Below are 20,411 nucleotides of genomic sequence, written 5' to 3' on the forward strand. Positions count from 1 at the left end.
GAAGTGGTGAATACCTATGAAGGGACGCATGATGTGCATGCTTTGATTTTAGGTCGTGCGCAAACAGGCATTGCTGCTTTTTGTAATTAAGAAATTTAAAAATAAGCCAGTAAATTTTACTGGTTTATTTTTCACTTATTTTTAGAAACGAAATAAAAAATCATTATTTGAAATTAAATTTCGCTATAAGAAATTTTATTTTTATTCTGATTTTAGACTACAAGTATTGAATGGATGTCATATTAAGCTGTGTATTTTTATCAAAAAATATCTGCTTTTAAGCTGCATCAAATTCTAAATATGAAATCAAGTTTTTAAAAAATTGTAAAGCACAGGAGTGCTTGAACAAGAATAGGGAAGAGCTGATGACAGTTAACACAGAACAGATGGTATTAAACCGTGAAGAAAAACCTAAAAACAAAGTATGGATGATTGCATTTGTTTTTTCATTTTTGGCCTTATTGGTAGATGGGGCTGATATTGCGTTTTTGTCTTACAGTTTGACCAGTTTAAAACAGGAATTTGGCTTAAGCAATATTCAAGCGGGTGCTTTAGGAAGTTGGACGCTTGCCGGGATGGCGATTGGTGGATTTTTTGGTGGCTGGGCTTGTGATAGGTTTGGACGAGTACGCGTCATTGTCATTGCGATTGCTTTATTTTCCTTGCTGACTTGTTGGCTTGGATTTGCACAAAGTTATGAACAATTCAAATGGCTGCGTTTTATTTCTGCAATTGGTTTGGGTGCACTTTATATTGCCTGTAATACCTTAATGGCAGAATATGTGCCCACAAAATACCGTTCGACAGTATTGGCGGGTCTAATGACAGGCTGGACTTTAGGTTCTGTCGTTGCCACCCTTTTAGCGGGTTGGTTATTGCCAGAATTTGGTTGGAGATATTTATTTTATATTGCGATTATTCCCATCGTTATTGCAGTGGCTATGCATTTTTTAGTGCCTGAACCGGCATCTTGGATGGAATCTCGTCACAAACGCTTAAATGAAAAAGCAAGCGGAATGGTAGAACAAAAACCTAAAAATACCTTTGAAATGATTTTCCAAGATGCTCTAAGTCGTCGTATGTTTATTTTATGGTCATTTAGCACAGCATTCCTACAATTCGGTTATTACGGAGTAAGTAACTGGTTGCCTGCATATTTAGAATTAGACTTAGGCATTAAATTTAAAGAAATGACCATGTACATGATCGGTACATTCCTGATCATGATGTGTACCAAAGTCATTGCGGGCATTATTGCCGACAAAATAGGTCGTCGAGCAGTCTTTACTTTCGGTACGATAGGGACTGCCATTTTTATTCCGATTATTGTATTTGGTAATACACCAGACAACATTTTATGGTTAATGCTATTTTTCGGATTTTTGTACGGTATTCCATATGGAATTAATGCGACCTATATGACTGAAAGTTTCTCGACCAAAGTGCGCGGAACAGCAGTAGGTGGTGCATATAACGTTGGTCGTTTAGGTGCGGTATTAGCGCCTTTAACAATTGGTTATTTTGCTCAAGGTGGTTCGATTGGTACAGGTTTGCTGATTATGGGTGTGGCTTACTTCCTCTGTGGTTTAATTCCAGCCTTCTTTATTAAAGATCGTTTATTTGACCCACAAAAAGCAGATTAATTGAAATCTTGAAACTTAAAAAGTATTAGGAAACAGTATGATTAATAAAGTCACTACGGATATTGAGATTATTTTAAAGTCGATACCAGATGGTGCACGCATCATGACCAGTGGTTTTGGATTAGCAGGCCAACCTGTAGAGTTAATCGAAGCCTTAATTGATTTTGGTCCAAAAGATTTAATCGTGATTAATAATAATGCAGCCTCAGGTGACCGTGGTTTAACCAATTTATTACGTGCGGGTTTGGTTAAAAAAATGATTTGTTCATTTCCTAAAGCCAGTAATTCCACTGTGTTCGAAGATTTATATAAAGCACGGAAAATTGAGTTGGATTTAGTTCCACAAGGTAATTTGGCATGTCGAATTCAGGCTGCGGGTGCAGGACTTGGAGCCGTGTTTACTCCTACAGGTTACGGTACAAAAATAGCTGAAGGTAAAGAGACACGCTGTATTGATGGGAAAAACTATGTACTTGAATATCCCATTCATGCCGATTATGCCTTAATTTACGCTCACCAAGCTGACCGTTGGGGTAACTTGATTTATCGTAAAGCCGCTCGAAACTTTGGTCCGATTATGGCCAAAGCGGCCAAAACCACAATTGCTCAAGTCCACGATGTCGTTGAATTAGGTCATCTAGATCCAGAACACATCATTACACCCGGAATTTTTGTTCAGCATGTGGTTAGAGTTGGAGATATTAAATGACTATTCAAAAACGTAGCCGTGAACAAATTGTAGAACGTGTTGCCCAAGATATTAAAGCTGGTTCATACGTCAATCTAGGAATTGGCTTACCGACAAAAGTCGCAAAATACCTGAATCCTGAACATGAAATTATTTTGCATTCAGAAAATGGAGTTCTAGGTTTTGGGGCTTTAAGCTCATCCGAACAAGCCGATGAGGACTTGATCAATGCAGGGAAAGAGCTCATCAGTATGTGGGGAGGCGGAAGTTTTATGCACTCAGCTGACTCTTTCGATATTATGCGTGGCGGTCATTTAGACATTTGTATTTTGGGCGCATTTCAGGTTGCAATAAATGGTGATTTGGCCAATTGGCATAGTGGTTCTGTAGATGCTGTTCCTGCTGTAGGCGGGGCAATGGATTTGGCAGTAGGTGCACGTCAGGTTTATGTATGTATGGAACATATGACCAAAAATAATCAGCCTAAAATTGTGCAGGAACTGACTTACCTTTTAACGGGTGCAAAGTGTGTAAATCGAATCTATACCGATTTATGCATTATTGAGTTAAAAGAGAATCAGGCATTTGTGACCGAAATGATAGAGGATTTAAGTTTTGAAGAACTCCAACAAAAAACGGGCTGTATCTTAATTGATGCCACCACTAAAACAGCCATTGTATTGTAAATATATTGATTTGATTTATTAGGGAAAATAATGAAAAAATTAATTTTAGCCGTAGCTTGTGCTGCGGTGACGGGAACTTCTTTTGCCGAAAATTTAACTACAGAGCAGCGTATTCATGTGTTGGAAAGTGAATTGCAGCGTTTAAAACAGGAAATATCGGTTCAAAAAAGTGCCAATATTCAATTGGCACAGCAGCAATCACAATTAAATAGTGAGCTTAAATCTTCAGCGCAAAAAAATATCAATCATTTAGCAGACAATGTGGATGTGTATGGCATTCTACGTTTAGATGGCGCAGTAGATTTTAAAGATACGACAGCAGCACGTGGTCGAACCTCAAATCAAATTAATAAAGTACCGTTTGATGCAATTTTAGGTGAACGTTCTGATTTTACCATTGCTGCCACACGGTTTGGTGTCGACATTAAAAACTTGGCAGGTCGTGAAGATGTGAAAGCCAAATTGGAAGCAGATTTCTGGGTGGATAATGGTAAAGGCGATGGTAAACTCAGAATTCGCCATGCATATGTAAGCTTTGACGATTGGCTTTTGGGGCAAACGTGGTCATTAATGTCGAACATGGAAACCATGACAGAAAGCATTGACTATACTCAGTTTTTAGGTGTTTCTACCTCACGGTTACCACAGATTCGACATGATTTTAATTTCAATGCAAGCAACAAGTTACAACTGGCCTTGGAATATGCAAGTGATCGTACTTCTGAATTACCGGCATTAACTGCAAAATATATATATAAGAATCAGGCGATATTGCTGATGGGACAAGGCTTCATTAATGAAAAACGTGCTGAAGTCAATCAGCAAGATATTGATAAATTCAGTTGGGGAATTGGTTTAGGTGCACGTTATAAATTTACGCCGCAACAGTCTATTCAAGCCAACTATTATCATGTCAAAGGTGATCAGAAATTTGTGTCTTACACCACACAAGGTTCAAGCAGTGATGGTGCCGCTATGGGCGGAGATTATTCAATTGACTTAAATAATAATTCACTGTTAATGAATGAGTTTGATAGTTTGACTTTCGGCTATTCGCACAAACTCAATGATCAATGGCGAGGCAATATTGCAGCCTCTTGGATGAAGTTTGCTGATGATAATGCTTATGCAAAAGCCAATATCACCAATAATAAACAATTAACTGACCATGCCATTAACCTAATTTATACGCCTCGTCCATATTTGGATTTGGGGGTGGAATATCATTTGGGAGAGCGAGAAAGTTTTGAAGGCAAAACAGCCGATATTTCTCGCGTAAATTTGTCTGCACAATATAAATTTTAGTTCTTCATTTTAAATATCGAATCATTTTAAGGGACGCATAAACTTTATGAGCCGACCATTGTTTAGCCGCAGTTTTATCTTGATGATGGCCATCACTTGCGGGGTTTGTGCGGGTTCTAATTATTATAACCAACCCTTAATTTATGCCATGGCAAAGTCTCTTCATGTCACGGTGGAACAATCAGCAGTCACTATTGTGATCAGTCAATTTGCTTATGCACTCGGATTGATTGTTTTGATTCCTTTGGGAGATAAATATTCCAAACGTAAAATCATTATTAGTTTAATGGTGATCAGTGGTTTGGCCCAAATTTGTATTTCCTTTTCTCAGCAGTTGTGGAGTCTGTATGTTTTTACTTTTATTGCCACGACTTTTTCAATTGCATCTCAAGTCTTAATTCCATTTATTTCCAGCATTGTCGAATCAGAAAAAATGTCTGAAATTATTGGTACACTGATGAGTGGCTTATTTTTAGGAATTTTATTGGCACGCTCCTATGCAGGGATTGTTACTACCTTTGCCGATTGGCATTTGGTGTATCTCAGCAGTGGTATCTTACTTATTCTTTTGGCTGTGGTGATGTATTTTAAATTACCTATTCCCACAGCACCCAATCAGAATTTAAAACTTATTCAAATTTATAAATCTATGTTCAGTATTGCCATGCATTCACCGCAGCTTATTCGCAGAGGCTGTGTGGGGGCTATGGCATTTGCTTCGATGATTTTGGCTTTAAGCACCATGGCATTTGTATTGGCAAATCCACCTTATTTATTTTCAGAATTGTATATTGGCTTGTTTGGTTTTGTCGGTGCAGCTGGTGTGTTTGCCACAAAATGGGCAGGGAAACAGATTGATCAGGCTAAAGAAAAATTTGTTGCAGTGTTAGGTTGTGCATTATTGATTATTCAGTGGTTATTGCTATATTTTGCCCAAAAATCTTTATTGGTATATGTCATAGGCTTGTTGTGCGGTTATTCGGCAATTTCGGTATTGCATGTACTGAATCAAAGTTTAATTTTACGTTCTGCCAATGAAACTCGTTCAAGACAACATTCAATTTATATGTTTATGTATTTTATGGGTGCTGCAATTGGATCTATGGCAGGGCTATATGCTTGGTATCATTGGGGCTGGACAGGATGTTGTATTGTCGGTTTGGGTTTTAGTTTAATGACGGTATTTTTTGATCGCTTAGACCGTAAACAGATGCAGATGACTGCGCTATAAATCTTGATCATCAAACAAGGAATCCTAGAATTCCTTGTTTGATGATTCATTTTAGCGTTGTTGAATGACCTTTTTGTCTTTAAATTCCTGAATTTCATCCTGACTTAAGAACTGACTTAAAATTGCATCGGTATCTTGACCTAAACAAGGTGGGGCTTTTTTATATTCCACAGGTGTTTTGGATAACTTAATTGGTGAACCAATGGAAATATAGTCTTCCCGTAACGGATGAGGCATTTGAATAACCATATCGCGAGCGATGACTTGTTCTTCTTCTAAAGTTTGTTTTAAATCATTGATCATGCCTACAGGGACTTTCACAGCATGAATCAGCTCTACCCAAGTTTTGGCAGCTTGGCTATAAAAGTGTTGCTGTAAAATATCAGTGATTTCTTCACGATGAATTACGCGCCCTGAATTTTGATTAAATCTTGGATCTTGAGATAGATGGGGTAGACCAATTGCCTCACATAAAGCTTTAAATTGCATATCGTTTCCACATGCAATAATAAATTCACCTTCTTTCGCGTTAAAAACTTGATAAGGCACAATATTGGCATGGGCATTGCCAAAACGGCCCGGTATTTTTTCGGAGGTCAGATAATTCATTGCTAAAACAGACAAAGAAGCCACTTGAGTATCTAACAAGGCCATATCAATATGCTGACCTTCTCCTGTTTTTTCCCGAGATAATAATGCGGCTTGAATCGCAATAGCAGAATATAAACCTGTGGTTAAGTCAGAAAATGCCAAACCTGCTTTTTGTGGACCACCACCGGGTAGATCATCACGTTCGCCTGTAACGCTCATCATACCGCCCATACCTTGAATAATAAAATCATAACCAGGTTCATTGGCACGTGGACCATATTGGCCAAAACCTGTAATTGAACAATACACCAGTCTGGGATTTAAGCTGCTTAGACTTGCATAATCTAGACCATATTTTTTTAATGAACCTGCTTTGTAATTTTCAATGACTACATCACTTTGTTCGGCTATTTTTTTAATAATACTTTGCCCTTCAGGCGTCGATAAATCAATGGCTACCGAATGTTTACCCCGATTAGCTGACAGATAGTAGGCAGACTCGTGTGTATCTTGATTTTGATTGTTTTTTAACCATGGTGGTCCCCACATACGTGTGTCATCACCGTGATCAGGCTTCTCGACTTTAATGACTTCTGCACCTAAATCTGCCAAAATTTGACTGCACCAAGGACCCGCTAAAATACGACTTAAATCTAATACCCGAAAGCCTGTCAAAGCACCCATGTTACGCTCCATGTTTCAATTTTAAAAATTTCATTTCAATTATATCCATCTTATAAAAACTATATTAAAACCAGAAAATAATCAATATTTCGATAAAAAATTTCGTATAACAAAATTAAATATTGAATTTATGGTAAAAATCACTGCATAATTATTGTTCTTTTTAAACGGATCAATATTTAAAAGTCAGCAAAGCAGCATGTAATCTCAAAAAATTAGTGGAAATTTCATTTATTTTAAAAGCGATATACACATGCTTGAGACCGAACAATAAACACAGGAAAATAAATAACAAGGACATTTAAACCATGACGGATTTAATCAAAGAGTTAGCAAAAATAAAACCCACCACCAAAAGGACGCAACAGATTGCTTTTATATTTGCTTTTTTAGCTTTGTTGGTGGATGGCGCAGATATGCTGTTGTTGTCATTTAGTTTAAATAGCCTAAAAGCTGAATTTGGTTTAACCAACTTACAAGCAGGCACACTTGGAAGTTTTACACTGGGTGGAATGGCAATAGGTGGTTTTATTGGTGGATGGGCTTGTGATCGTTTAGGCCGTGTTCGTACCGTGGTTATATCTATTCTGATCTTTTCAATTTTAACAGCGGCACTGGGTTTTACCCAAAATTTTGAACAATTTGCGGTATTACGGTTCTTGTCTGCATTTGGGATTGGTTCACTTTATATTGCCGCCAATACATTAATGGCCGAATATGTACCCACTGAATACCGAACCACGGTATTGGGTACCTTACAGGCAGGTTGGACCGTCGGTTATATTGTAGCAACACTATTGGCAGGTTGGATTATTCCAGACTACGGCTGGCGGATGCTGTTTTTTGTGGCGATTATTCCCTCAATCATGGCGATTTTTATTCAAAAATTAGTTCCAGAACCAGAATCTTGGCAACGTGCACGATTGCAACGCTTATATGCACCTGTTGAAACGAAGAGCAATCAACCTGTTAAAAAAAGCACGATGAAAGAAATTTTTGGCGATCCACTGAATAGAAAAATGTTTATTCTCTGGATATTTACCGCAGGCTTTTTACAATTTGGCTACTATGGGGTCAATAACTGGATGCCTGCTTATTTGGAATCTGAATTACATATGGATTTTAAATCGATGGCAGGTTATATGATTGGTACATATGTTGCCATGATTTTTGGTAAGGTATTAGCAGGTTTTGCAGCAGATCGTTTAGGTCGACGTTTCGTATTTGCTTTTGGTGCAATTGGAACAGCGATATTCTTACCTGTCATTGTTTTGTTTAATAGTCCAGACAATATTGCCTATTTGCTTATTTTCTTCGGTTTCCTTTATGGTATTCCTTACGCCATTAATGCCACTTATATGACTGAAAGTTTTGCTACGTCCATTCGTGGTACTGCGGTCGGTGGTGCTTATAATGCAGGGCGTATTGGCGCGATGTTTGCTCCCGCCATTATTGGTGCAGCTGCAAGTGGCGGTTCCATTGGTTTAGGTTTTCTGATCATGGGAGGTGCATATTTCTTATGTGGCGCAGTCTCAGGAATTTTTATCAAAGACCGTCAATATGATCCGCAAAAGTCATAATATCCTTAAGAAATAATAATTTAAGATTAACTTTAAAAAAGTTAGTGATTCATTAAAGGGTTTAGCAATAAACCCTTTAATTTTATGTTATTTCAAATAAAAAAAATCGAGCAAGCATGGATCATTTTCGCTGTGGTATGTAAAAAAGCAAGATGGTGGCTTTGATGAATTGATCAGTCACATATTATAAATTCAATTGCATTTTGACTTTAAAATAAAAATGCCACATTTTGATTAAATGAATCGGCCTTCATTGTTAAGCGAACTGATTCTTTAATCTTAAAAAAGACGATGAATTTCAATGTATTTACACATCTAAGGACGTGCGCTGTTCCATTTTAATGCTTTTTAACCCATCATTCACTTTATTCAAAAGGTGAATTAATGTGACGACATCGTCAAAAGCAATTTTGCCCAACGCTTGTCCATAAAAATTAAAAAAATTAATTTGCAGTTTATCCCATACTTTAAAACCTTCTGCAGTAAGGGCTACATTTTTTGCACGTCTATCATTCTCATTAATAATACGTTCGACCCAGCTATCTCGCTCTAATCGCTTCAAAACGCCATCTAAACTTTGGCGACTGACCCCCAAGTATTCGGTTAAGTCAGAAAATGACATTCCTATTTTTGCGTGTGGTCTAGACAGTGCACCAAGCACCGACCAATGCACAGGTGAAATACCCAGTTCATTTGAAGACTGCCGATCTAATGTATTTCCCACCTGAAATAACCTAAAAAAAAGTCTATTGTGGGCAGAATATAAAGATTGATTGTAATCAGGGGGCAAGGTATCACTCATTATAAAAAACCCACTCAAAGATAAATTAAAAGATAAAAATATTTAGAGAACACCAAAATGAACTGCTTGGTTTAAATCTCAATCAGACACTTAATTCATTTTCGCTGATGATGAACGGGAACCAAATCACGTTTTTTAAAAAGTAATAATTCAACATACACAGATTATTTTTATATCTTGATGATGAATATTGTCCTTACAACTCAATTGCTCATGTATTAAAACGCTTTAAAATCATATTTAAAAGCAACGCAAGCCATATTTTAATAACCACTTTGTTTAAAATTTAATCCTAAATTCTACTCATCTCATTCATTTTTACATGACAAATCAAAACAATTTAAAAATTAATTTTCATCAAAATTTAGCGTGTTGATGAATATGAACTTTAGATTGAGATTTAAGGTGAAAAGCAAATATATGTCAATATATTTAATTAGTTTAAATAGTAAGATATTGATAAGTATAATATAAAAATATTAATTAATTTAATTTATGTAAACGTATTGACATAAAATCATTCTAATCCTATTATTTTTTAAACAAACGCTAACTTGAAAAATAGCCAATCAAATTGGATAAAAAATCTTAAGGAGAGAAAAATGAAAGGATTACAGAATAAAGTGATTATCGTCACTGGTGGTGCAGGTGGAATTGGTTCGGCTACATGTAAACGTTTGGCAGAAGAAGGTGCGAAAGTTGCTATTTTTGATATGAATCTTGAAGCGGCAGAAAAATTAGCTCATGAAATTAATAGTCAAAATGGTCAAGCCTTAGCCATTAAGTGTGACATTACTCAAAGCGATGTCGTTGAGCAGGCTGTACAGCAAATAGAAAAAGAGCTTGGACCTGTAGATGGTTTAGTCAATAACGCAGGTTGGGATATTTTTAAACCTTTTGTTAAAACCAACCCGCAAGAATGGGAAAAACTGATTCAGATTAATCTGGTGGGTATGTTGAACATGCACTTTGCCGTTCTTAAAGGCATGGTCGCGCGCAATTCTGGCAGTATTGTTAACATTGCATCAGATGCTGCACGTGTCGGCTCTTCAGGTGAAGCTGTTTATGCCGCATGTAAAGGTGGCTTGGTTTCATTTTCTAAAACCTTAGCACGTGAACACTCTCGTAATAACATCAAAATTAATGTGATTTGCCCAGGCCCGACAGATACCGCTTTACTGGCAGGTGTAACTGAAGGTGCATCTAATCCAGAAAAACTGCGTGAAGCTTTTGTCCGTGCGATTCCATTAGGTCGTTTAGGTCAACCTGAAGATTTGGCGTCATCTATCGCATTTTTCTTAAGTGATGATGCCAGCTTTATTACTGGACAAGTTTTAAGTGTCTCTGGTGGTTTAACTATGAATGGTTAAAACCTTCATAAAATCAGTATTCTAAAATAAAAGATTTAAATTAATAATGTGAACAGGAAGTGAACAAAATGAATTTCGAAGATATTTTATATGAAGTAAAAAATGGCGTAGCTTGGATCACGATTAACCGTCCAGAAAAAATGAACGCTTTTCGTGGTACGACCTGTGATGAAATTATTAAAGCTTTAAATAAAGCGGGTTATGACCGCGAAGTGGGTGCAATTGTTCTTACGGGTGCGGGTGAAAAAGCATTCTGTACTGGTGGTGATCAATCTGCACACGATGGTAATTATGATGGACGTGGCACCATTGGTTTACCCATGGAAGAAATGCATACCGCAATTCGTGATGTGCCGAAACCTGTGATTGCTCGTGTACAGGGCTATGCAATTGGTGGTGGCAATGTATTGGCCACTATTTGTGACTTAACCATCTGCTCAGATAAAGCAATTTTTGGTCAAGTTGGTCCAAAAATGGGTTCAGTTGATCCCGGTTATGGCACAGCGTTTCTTGCGCGTGTTGTCGGTGAGAAAAAAGCACGTGAAATTTGGTATATGTGCCGCCGTTATTCAGGTCAAGAAGCGGTTGAAATTGGCTTAGCCAATAAATGTGTTCCTGCCGATCAGTTGGATGCAGAAGTACAAGCTTGGGGCGAAGAAATTTGTCAGCGTAGTCCAACTGCACTTGCGATTGCAAAGCGTAGTTTTAATATGGATACCGCACATCAAGCAGGCATTGCAGGCATGGGCATGTATGCATTGAAATTATATTACGATACTGAAGAATCGCGTGAAGGCGTAAATGCGCTTAAAGAGAAACGCCAACCAGAATTCCGTAAATTCTATAAATAATAAAGGCTAAACAGAATGACTAAAAATCCTTATATTAATGAAGATTTAGAATATCTGGCAGAAACAGCTGAAAAGTTTGCGCAAAAATTTATTGCACCTGGTTTTTTAGAACGTGATCAAAGTCGAGTTTTTGATCGTGATTTAGTTAAAAAAATGGGTGAGATGGGATTTATCGCACCTGAGTTGCCTGAACAATATGGTGGCCAAGGAATGGGACGATTGGCTGCTGGTGTTATTCATGAAGCAATTGCCAAAGCCGATTTAAGTTTTTCATATATTAACTTGTTGGCTTCTTTGAATGGACAAATTTTGGCTGAACACGGCCAACCCGAAGTGGTTGAACCGTGGTTGAAAAAGTTGACTGCAGGTGAGGCTATTTTTTCAATTGCATTGACAGAGCCACGTGGAGGTTCTGATGCTGCAAATTTGCGTTTAAAAATTGAGCGTGATGGCGACGAATACATCATCAATGGCGAAAAGACGTCTATTTCTGCCGCAGATCAGGCCGATGCATCGGTGATTTTTGGACGTACAGGCGCGATTGAAGATGGTGCACATGGCGTGACTGCTTTACTGGTTCCTATGAATTTACCAGGAATTAGCACCACACGTTTTGACTGTCATGGTCAACGTGCGATTGGGCGCGGTTCAATTTTCTTTGATAACGTTCGCGTTCCAGTTAATCACCGTTTAGGTGATGAAAATAAAGGCTTTGTGCAAGTCATGCAAGGTTTTGATTTCTCTCGTGCATTGATTGGCTTACAGGTTTTGGCGGTTGCACGCGTTAGTCTAGATGAAGCTTGGGAATATGCTGCGCAGCGTCAAGCTTTCGGACAGCCATTAACTGCATTTCAAGGCGTTTCTCACCCATTGGCAGATTATGAAACTCAAGTTGAAGCCGCACGTTTATTGTGTTTGCAAACTTTGTGGTTGAAAGATAATCATTTGCCGCATACCGCAGAAGCGGGGATGTGTAAATGGTGGGGGCCAAAACTTGCTTATGATGTCATTCATCAATGCTTACTCACTTTTGGTCATGCAGGTTATGACCGCGGAGTGATGGAGCAGCGCATGCGTGATGTATTGGGTTTCCAAATTGGAGACGGTACAGCACAAATTATGAAAACAATTATTGCACGCCATAAAGCAGGACGAAAAGCAGTACCCGCTTAAATTTTATAATAAATCAGGCAGATAAAACTAAAATCAGGGAGTTAGGAAATGGACTTCGATGCAGTGCTTATAGCACCGAGAAAGGAAAAAATGCTTAAAGAAGGATACTGGTTAAATAAAACCATTATCGGATCACTTCAAACTGCATTGCAACAAAACCCAGATAAGACAGCATTGGTGAGTTTTAAAACTGACAAAAAAACTGAACGTGCTTTTAGCTATCAACAACTTTGGGAAATGACCAATAAAATTGCTTTAGGTTTAAAGCATTTGGGGGTCAGCAAAAATGATGTGGTCTCGTGCCAGTTGCCGAACTGGTGGGAATTTACTTTGTTGTATTTGGCTTGTAGCAGAATAGGTGCAGTACTCAATCCATTGATGCCTATTTTCCGTGAGCGTGAACTTGAATTTATGTTGAGACACGGAGAATCAAAAGTATTTGTGGTGCCAAAAATCTTTCGTAATTTTGATCATGAGCAGTTGGCCAACCAATTAAAAGCTAAAATTGAAACCTTAGAGCATGTGGTTGTGATTGATGGAAATACGGAAAATAATTTTAATGCGTTATTGGTGAATCACGGGCTTGATAATCATCTAGCTGCGGTAATTGCTTTAGATGATTTTAATCTCGGTGCAGATGATATTACCCAGTTGATTTTCACTTCAGGTACAACGGGTGAACCCAAAGGGGTAATGCACACCTCAAATACTTTATATTCAAATATTGTGCCTTATGCAAAACGTTTAAATCTGAATGAAAATGATGTCGTTTTAATGGCGTCGCCTATGGCACACCAAACTGGTTTTATGTACGGTTTAATCATGCCCATCGAGCTCAATGCCAAGGTCATTTTGCAAGATGTATGGGAAGTTTCACAAGCCGTTGAGCTTATTCATCAACATCAAGTGAGCTTTACAATGGCTTCTACGCCATTCCTCAACGATTTGTCTAATACTGTTGCAGAACATCATGATCAGGTGAATAGTCTTAAAACTTTTTTATGTGCAGGCGCACCCATTCCGGGGCCACTGGTACAAAAAGCGCGTGAGACTTTAGGGGTTAAAGTGATTTCGGCATGGGGCATGACTGAATGTGGCGCGATTACCACCACACTTATTTCTGATGAAGATGAACGTTCTTACAATACCGATGGTGTGGCATTACCAGGTGTAGAAATAAAAATTACCAATAAACAGGGACAGCAAAAAGCAGTCAATGAAGCGGGACGACTCATGATTCGTTCATGCTCAAGTTTTGGTGGTTATTTAAAACGTTCACATTTAAATGACACCGATCAGGATGACTGGTTTGATACTGGAGATATCGCTTATCAGGATGAGCAAGGCTATATTCGAATTTGCGGGCGAAAAAAAGATGTGATTATTCGGGGGGGAGAAAATATTCCGGTCGCTGAAATTGAATCTTTACTTTATAAGCATCCCAATATTGCTGTCATTGCAATCGTGGCCTATCCAGACGAACGTTTAGGGGAAAGAGCCTGTGCCATTGTAAAACTTAAAGATCCTACTCAGCAGTTGCAGTTTACCGACATGGTGGAGTTCCTTAAAACACACAATTTGGCCATGCAATATATTCCGGAACGTTTAGAAATTTGGGATGAAATTCCAATGACACCGTCTGGAAAAATTCAAAAATTTAAACTGCGCGATTTGTTATTAAAATCGACTGAAAGTGTGACTTAAAAATTTAAATCATTGATGTTTTTAAGATTAAAAAAACAGCAGATGTATATTTCAAGTATGCATCTGCTGAAACAGTGGTATTTAGAGATTAAAATTTTTAAAAAATATGGGTCAATGATGACTTATTAATCACCAACAAAAATATCCCTTAAGAATAAGGGGCAATAAAAGGATTTATCAATGAAACTCACCACCAAGCGTATTTTTACAAAAAGTCTGATCGCTTCAGGACTCATGTTGGCGATTTCGCAAGCCTACGCGCAGGATCAAACGGAAGTAGAGCAATTGCGGCAGGAAGTGAAAGAGCTGAAAACGATGCTGCAAAACTATGTCAATCAGCCCAAAGTTCAACTAAGCCCTGCTGTAGTTGCTGAACCTGTGGCTAAACCGACCAATGTGTTAAATACGATTAAATCAAACACTGAGATCACTTTATACGGAAATGTGCGTGCGGACGCGAGTTATCAATTTAAAGGTCCTAATAGCATGTATAACTTGATTAGTGCTGTACCGCTCGAAGGGACTGAGGCTGAACGTAAAAATTCGGATAAATTTCAGAGCACACTCAATGCGACCCGCTTTGGACTAAATTTTAAAACCCCTATTTCAGGAGATCACAATTTAGGTGGTAAGCTGGAAATGGATTTCTTTGGTGGAGCGGGGCGTGATACATTTCGTATTCGACATGCATATTTAACCTATGACGACTGGTTAGTGGGTCAAACATGGTCAAACTTCAATGCACTTGAATATTTCCCTGAAACAGTAGATGCTTCTTTGTCTGTTGGTGGTTCGTTAACCCGTGTACCGCAAATTAAATATACAGTACCTGTAGATCAAAAACTAAATTTGGCATTTAGCTTAGAAGACTCTAAAGCTGAAACCGTCACCACCTCAGGGACGCAGAATTTTACCACTGACCCAGATGCAAAATTAAAGCTTCCGTCAGCAACGGGTCGAATCAATTATAAATTTGATAATGGTTCTGCACTGTCTGGACGTGCATTTTTAACGCAAAAAGCGACCAATCACGAAGGCAATGATGATTTTCTGGCTTGGGGTGCCGCATTGGGTGGAAAGTATCAAGTGACCGACAGCACATTATTACGTTTTGACTATAACCATATTAAAGGTGATACCAAAAATGTACTTTGGTCTAACATGGCCTATGTTTTTGATCAAAACGGCAAAATGAGAGCCAATGAATTTGATGTTTTGACACTGGGTATTACACAAAAAATTACCCCTAAATTACGTTCAACTTTAGGCATGGGTTATATGAAAGCTAAAGATGACAATGCATTTGCAACACTGGTCAAAGATGTGACAACACAGAATGAATCATTAAAAGAAGCATGGATCAATATGTTTTACACGCCAGTTAAAACTTTAAACTTTGGCGTTGAATATATGTATGGCGAACGTAAAACTTTCAATGACTTGACTGGTAAGGACAATCGAATAAATTTCACAGCAATTTATGATTTCTAAAATAAATTTATATAAAAATAGTCTCATTTTTTTATAAATGGTTAATTTAGAATAAATCAAAAAATGGGCCAATGGCCCATTTTTTAAATCATAATATTGAATTACATTCGATCCCATGCATCTTTAACTGCATGTTTTGCTTGTTCCCACTTTAAGCGAGACTCTGCTTTAAAATTATCCCATTTGGTTTGAAGGTCACTTTCTGAATCTTCGAAACGAGCATTTTCACCATATTCAGAGCGTGAGTTCCGCCCAAATTCATAGGCAGAAGATAAATCTCTGTCGTAATCAATATCGGGAATATCACGTTGTAAATCATTGTAATATGGTCGATTAGTATATGTTTCTCGCCAATAATTTTCTGAATTTATACTATCCGGAGTACGATTTTGATTGTTTAAATTTTGGTTGGTTATGACTGAGCTCCTAATGTTTCATTTTGCCTAGAAATACAAACTTTGAATTCTAGGACGGGTGAAAATATCAAAAATCATCATTCATCTAGAATCATTATTTTTGTTGGCTTTGGTCTTTCCGCTCTTGTTGCTGATTGTTTTGTTGACGTTGTTGGTCATTTTGCTGTTGCTGTTGGCCTTGGTTATCGTTTTGTTGATGGGTTTGGCTTTGATTGCCATTTTGCTGCTGATTACTTTGTTGACGTTGTTGGTCATTCTGTTGTTGCTGACCTTGATTTTCATTTTGTTGGTTAGGTTGGTTTTGATTACCATTTTGCTGTTGTTGCTGATTATTTTGTTGACGCTGTTGGTCATTTTGCTGCTGTTGCTGGCTTTGGTTCTCATTTTGTTGATTATTTGAATTACTCATTTTTCTATACCTCTACACATATTATTAATTTAAGATACGTATCTGAATAAAACAGACAAGACCATTAATAACAGGTTTTTAAAAATAAAAAATCAAAGGGATGTTACATAATATGTGAAATGTAATAATAATTTTTTAAAGAAAACTTAAATAGCTGATATAACATTAAAAATAAATATTTATGCATTTACATTTTTAAATTTTGATTACAAAGGGTAATAGATTATATGAGTTAACCACCTTTGATTATATAGAAGAGGGGTTTGAAATTTTTACGTATAATTATATTTAATTTTTCATATTTGCATAATTAGTGATTATTATATATTTTATTTTTATATTCAATAGAATTATAAATTTTAAAAAAACTTAGATTTTTTATCAGCAACCTCGTTTCATTAAATTTTTAAAATTTAAATATATATATGAATTAAATCGTTTTTTATTTTAATTGATCATCTTTTTTTAAACTCTAATGTATATCTTTTTATGAAATGATGAGGTTAATTTTTTTATTTATTTTTAAGTCGTAAAAGACTAAAATACTATTTCAAATATCTTTAGAATAATGACTTAAAGGATAAGGGTGAAATAAATAACCACTTGAAATACTTTTAATGAACATGATTTGAGTTTTTTAAATCCATTTATCTAAGATATTGAGTTGCCATCTTAATTTTATTATTATCTGGTTTAATCTATTTATTTCATTAAATAACAATCAATAAACTAAAAAATTATATCAACATTATTTTTTTAAATGGATTGATTTAAAATTAAAAACATTAACTACTTGACTAAATATATAAACATAAATTAAACGATTGATAACAATTAGACCTGTCAATTCAAGGCATATTTATATGCAGAATTTAATAAATCATTACCGCTTGGAGAATAAAAATGCCAGAAGCAGTAAAAGAACGATTGCTAGAATTACTTGATAAAAACCAGCAAAGTTATCATGATTTAGTCGATTTTTTCCTAGATCCGAATATTGATATTGATGATAAAGAAAGAAAAGCATCAAATTTCTTAAAAAAAGAAATTCAGTCACTAAAACTAGATGCTGATTTTCCGTCCCAAATCAACGAAGTTCATGACTGGCTGATTACTCAAAATAAAGCACAATGTCATCAGTATCAGCATTATCTGGAAAAAAGAAAAACAGGATCAGAGCGGCAATATTTTAAAAATATAGCTCAGGCTTATGAGTTTTTAATTAAAGTCGCGCCCGTAAAACGCGTAGATGGGTCTTGGTTATACAGCATTATGCGCTATTGGAATGATCCAATTTTTCGAGAGTTAATTCAAATTTACTTAGAAGAATTAGGTTTAGGCGGTGTAAAGTCCAATCATGTATGCGTGTTTGATGATTTGTTGCTTAACTTAGGTTTAGAGCATTTTGTCATGGACTTGGAAGATAAATATTATCATCAACCTGCCATTCAACTTGCACTGGCGTATGCTCCAGCAGAATTTATTCCAGAAATTATTGGTTTCAACTTAGGGTATGAGCAGCTGCCACTGCATTTATTAATCAGCAATTATGAATTGAATGAGTTGGGGATTAACGCACAATATTTTAATTTACATATTACGATTGATAACTTTGATAATGGTCATGCCCAATTATCGACTAAAGCACTCGAAAAAATTTATAGTAAATTTAAAGATAAATCAAGCTTTATGGAAAAAGTTAAGATAGGTTTTGCTTTAAATAATAAAGGTTTATCCTCCATTCAAATCATTAAGAATCTTAATTTAGAAGCAATGGTTGTTAAAATTTTACAGCGTAAGGCTTTGGTCGGAAATTTGATTCATAATGAGAAGTGTAAAATAAATCAAAAAACAATCAATCAGTGGTTGTCTACTCCAAATTCAGTTGAAGAATTTATTGATGTTTTAATTGAAAAAAAATGGATTAATTTAGGCAAAAATCCTGCAGAAAGCCGGTTCTGGCAATTAATTAGTCATGAAGAAGGCAAAATGTTCGGGGTATTCAATGCCACAGAAAAGCAGATTATTTATGACTGGATTGCAGCAGAATATTCTCAAAAAAAATCTTCCAATAAAAAACTAAACGTTGCATATTCAAATTCGGAAGATTTTGTATATAGTCATTTTTCTGATGGAACGTTAGAGGATATACAACATCAAATCGCCCAAACTGATCAGTTGGGTATGAAAATAAATAAAATTTTGCCTTATTTGGCTCCTCATGCTCACCACACTGCAATAGGGTTATGGTGTACCAAACGTTTTGTTGACTATCTTTTTCCATACTTGAACCAGCCTGCTGTTTCTTCAGCAGAGACCAGATCACAGTAATGAACTCTTAGCATTTTAAATGAGTTTTCTCAATTAATTTGAAGTCTATTTTACTTACAAAAACATTTTTGTAACTACAGAAAAAATCCATAGATTTAATATTTTTTTGTGTATAATTTCGCCAAATAAAGCCCCTGTACGATTATAGAATTTCTATAGATTTACAGGGGTTTTTCTATGGAAATTATTTTTGGAATGGAATGCCTTAGGCTTATTTTTTGTGGTGGCACACATGCTTTATCCCAGAACCGCACATCTAGACCATGTGACTCAACATGCTGCGCAGCGCTTATCGACACTTTTATGTTTTTTTAGTTTAGGTCTAAGTACTGCGGCTTGGGCGCCACTTATTCCATTCGCACAGCAAAGACTCCATTTGAATCATGCTGACTTTGGTACATTATTGTTGTGTATCGGGGTAGGCTCCATGATTGCGATGCCTACAACAGGATTATTGATTCAAAAAGTGGGTTGTAGAGTAGTCATCTCTATTGCACTTTTATTATTGTTAATGGTTTTACCAACCTTTGCCTTGAGTAGTAGCATCTTGGTCATGTTGCTTGCTTTGTTTCTATTCGGTACGGCAGCAGGCAGCTTAGGCGTTGCAATTAACTTACAAGCAGTAATGGTTGAAAAAAATAGTGCCAAAAGTATGATGTCACAATTTCATGGCATGTGCAGTTTAGGTGGATTAGCGGGTGTAATGACCGTAACTGCTTTGTTGTCTTTAGGTGCAAGTCCCCTCATAAGTGCATTGGTTATTTGTAGTCTATTGGTTTTGATTGGACTATTTGCAGTTCCTCATAGTTTATCGGCAGTTGAACATGACACCCCAAGTGAAATTAATCACGTAAAACGGTTTAGCCAAAAGATTCCAAGTCCAACTATTTTATTAATAGGCATAGTCTGTTTTATTGCATTTCTAGCTGAAGGTTCTGCTATGGACTGGAGTGGGATTTACTTGATTAGTGAATACCAGATCAATCCTGCTATTGCTGGATTGGCGTACACTTTTTTTGCGATTACAATGACCATTGGTCGTTTTGGAGGTCATTTCCTTCAGCAAAAATTAGGTGAAAAAAATATTATTATTTATGGAGCCATCTGTGCTGCATTTGGACTTTTGATGGTCGTAGTTGCACCTTATTGGACATTTGCTTTAATCGGTTATGCGTTGTTGGGTTTGGGCTGTTCGAATATTGTACCCGTAATGTTCTCACGAGTAGGCCGTCAGAATGTGATGCCTAAGGCTGCTGCTTTGTCGTGTGTTTCTACAATGGCGTATAGCGGTTCTTTAATTGGACCAGCTTTAGTCGGTATCAGCAGTGAAATGATTGGGTTAACCATAGTTTTTAGTATAATTGCGATTATGTTAATGCTAATTGCATTTTTAAATCATTTTACGCAGGTCAAAAGCCTTTAGTTTTCCCCGTCTTCATTTTAAGTCAAAACACCT

Annotated in this window: 18 protein-coding genes; 14 read left to right on the forward strand and 4 right to left on the reverse strand. The window is 36.7% G+C overall.

All coding sequences use genetic code 11. The features are described from left to right. The 6 genes from GA0116959_RS14445 to GA0116959_RS13085 form a co-directional block, all read left to right on the forward strand. On the forward strand, positions 1-90 hold a 90-nt coding region (locus tag GA0116959_RS14445; RefSeq protein WP_244878580.1), incomplete at its 5' end, for a hypothetical protein. Positions 91-365: 275 nt separating this feature from the next. Then, the gene (locus GA0116959_RS13065; protein WP_244878601.1) at positions 366-1,643 is read left to right on the forward strand and encodes an MFS transporter; all 1,278 of its coding nucleotides are present in this window, start codon (positions 366-368) and stop codon (positions 1,641-1,643) included. Positions 1,644-1,680: 37 nt separating this feature from the next. Further along, on the forward strand, positions 1,681-2,352 hold the full coding sequence (locus tag GA0116959_RS13070; RefSeq protein ID WP_092721058.1) for a 3-oxoacid CoA-transferase subunit A: 672 nt from the start codon (positions 1,681-1,683) through the stop codon (positions 2,350-2,352). Next, on the forward strand, positions 2,349-3,017 hold the full coding sequence (locus GA0116959_RS13075; protein WP_092721059.1) for a 3-oxoacid CoA-transferase subunit B: 669 nt from the start codon (positions 2,349-2,351) through the stop codon (positions 3,015-3,017). The genes GA0116959_RS13070 and GA0116959_RS13075 overlap by 4 nt, the downstream gene beginning before the upstream one ends. A 30-nt stretch (positions 3,018-3,047) precedes the next feature. Next, positions 3,048-4,322: a DcaP family trimeric outer membrane transporter gene (locus GA0116959_RS13080; protein WP_092721060.1), complete on the forward strand. Its 1,275-nt coding sequence runs from the start codon at positions 3,048-3,050 to the stop codon at positions 4,320-4,322. Between the two features lie 46 nt (positions 4,323-4,368). Next, positions 4,369-5,553 carry an MFS transporter gene (locus GA0116959_RS13085; RefSeq protein ID WP_092721061.1) on the forward strand — a complete coding sequence of 395 codons (1,185 nt, stop codon included), beginning with the start codon at positions 4,369-4,371 and terminating at the stop codon, positions 5,551-5,553. A gap of 51 nt (positions 5,554-5,604) precedes the next feature. Here the strand turns inward: GA0116959_RS13085 and GA0116959_RS13090 are convergent, their stop codons facing one another. Then, positions 5,605-6,828 carry a CaiB/BaiF CoA transferase family protein gene (locus tag GA0116959_RS13090; RefSeq protein ID WP_092721062.1) on the reverse strand — a complete coding sequence of 408 codons (1,224 nt, stop codon included), beginning with the start codon at positions 6,826-6,828 and terminating at the stop codon, positions 5,605-5,607. A 308-nt stretch (positions 6,829-7,136) separates the two neighbouring features. Between GA0116959_RS13090 and GA0116959_RS13095 the strand changes: the two genes are divergently transcribed. Continuing rightward, positions 7,137-8,408 carry an MFS transporter gene (locus GA0116959_RS13095; RefSeq protein ID WP_092721063.1) on the forward strand — a complete coding sequence of 424 codons (1,272 nt, stop codon included), beginning with the start codon at positions 7,137-7,139 and terminating at the stop codon, positions 8,406-8,408. Between the two features lie 307 nt (positions 8,409-8,715). Here GA0116959_RS13095 and GA0116959_RS13100 read toward each other — a convergent pair whose 3' ends face one another. Beyond that, a complete protein-coding gene (locus GA0116959_RS13100) occupies positions 8,716-9,210 on the reverse strand; it encodes a MarR family winged helix-turn-helix transcriptional regulator (RefSeq protein WP_092721064.1) in 495 nt (164 codons plus the stop codon). A gap of 602 nt (positions 9,211-9,812) precedes the next feature. Here GA0116959_RS13100 and GA0116959_RS13105 point away from each other — a divergent pair. The 5 genes from GA0116959_RS13105 to GA0116959_RS13125 all read left to right on the forward strand — a co-directional run bounded on the left by GA0116959_RS13105 (position 9,813) and on the right by GA0116959_RS13125 (position 15,799). Then, complete coding sequence (locus tag GA0116959_RS13105) at positions 9,813-10,580, forward strand: glucose 1-dehydrogenase (RefSeq protein ID WP_092721065.1); 768 nt, start codon at positions 9,813-9,815, stop codon at positions 10,578-10,580. Between the two features lie 68 nt (positions 10,581-10,648). Continuing rightward, on the forward strand, positions 10,649-11,431 hold the full coding sequence (badI, locus tag GA0116959_RS13110; RefSeq protein ID WP_092721066.1) for a 2-ketocyclohexanecarboxyl-CoA hydrolase: 783 nt from the start codon (positions 10,649-10,651) through the stop codon (positions 11,429-11,431). A gap of 15 nt (positions 11,432-11,446) precedes the next feature. Then, positions 11,447-12,604 carry a cyclohexanecarboxyl-CoA dehydrogenase gene (gene aliB, locus GA0116959_RS13115; RefSeq protein ID WP_092721067.1) on the forward strand — a complete coding sequence of 386 codons (1,158 nt, stop codon included), beginning with the start codon at positions 11,447-11,449 and terminating at the stop codon, positions 12,602-12,604. Positions 12,605-12,652: 48 nt separating this feature from the next. Further along, entirely contained in the window at positions 12,653-14,308 is a 1,656-nt protein-coding gene (aliA, locus tag GA0116959_RS13120; protein ID WP_092721068.1) for a cyclohexanecarboxylate-CoA ligase, read from the forward strand. 180 nt (positions 14,309-14,488) lie between these two features. Then, on the forward strand, positions 14,489-15,799 hold the full coding sequence (locus GA0116959_RS13125; protein ID WP_092721069.1) for a DcaP family trimeric outer membrane transporter: 1,311 nt from the start codon (positions 14,489-14,491) through the stop codon (positions 15,797-15,799). A gap of 101 nt (positions 15,800-15,900) precedes the next feature. Here the strand turns inward: GA0116959_RS13125 and GA0116959_RS14450 are convergent, their stop codons facing one another. Next, positions 15,901-16,215 carry a hypothetical protein gene (locus tag GA0116959_RS14450; RefSeq protein WP_092721093.1) on the reverse strand — a complete coding sequence of 105 codons (315 nt, stop codon included), beginning with the start codon at positions 16,213-16,215 and terminating at the stop codon, positions 15,901-15,903. Between the two features lie 94 nt (positions 16,216-16,309). Beyond that, a complete protein-coding gene (locus GA0116959_RS13135) occupies positions 16,310-16,624 on the reverse strand; it encodes a hypothetical protein (protein WP_092721070.1) in 315 nt (104 codons plus the stop codon). Positions 16,625-17,527: 903 nt separating this feature from the next. Between GA0116959_RS13135 and GA0116959_RS13140 the strand changes: the two genes are divergently transcribed. After that, positions 17,528-18,955 (forward strand): iron-containing redox enzyme family protein, encoded by a 1,428-nt coding sequence (locus tag GA0116959_RS13140; protein ID WP_092721071.1) that lies wholly within the window; start codon positions 17,528-17,530, stop codon positions 18,953-18,955. 232 nt (positions 18,956-19,187) lie between these two features. Next, positions 19,188-20,378, forward strand: coding sequence for an MFS transporter (locus GA0116959_RS13145; RefSeq protein ID WP_092721094.1), 1,191 nt, complete (start codon positions 19,188-19,190; stop codon positions 20,376-20,378). The last annotated feature ends 33 nt before the right edge of the window (positions 20,379-20,411 follow it).

This window comes from Acinetobacter albensis (assembly GCF_900095025.1).
GTDB lineage: Bacteria > Pseudomonadota > Gammaproteobacteria > Pseudomonadales > Moraxellaceae > Acinetobacter > Acinetobacter albensis.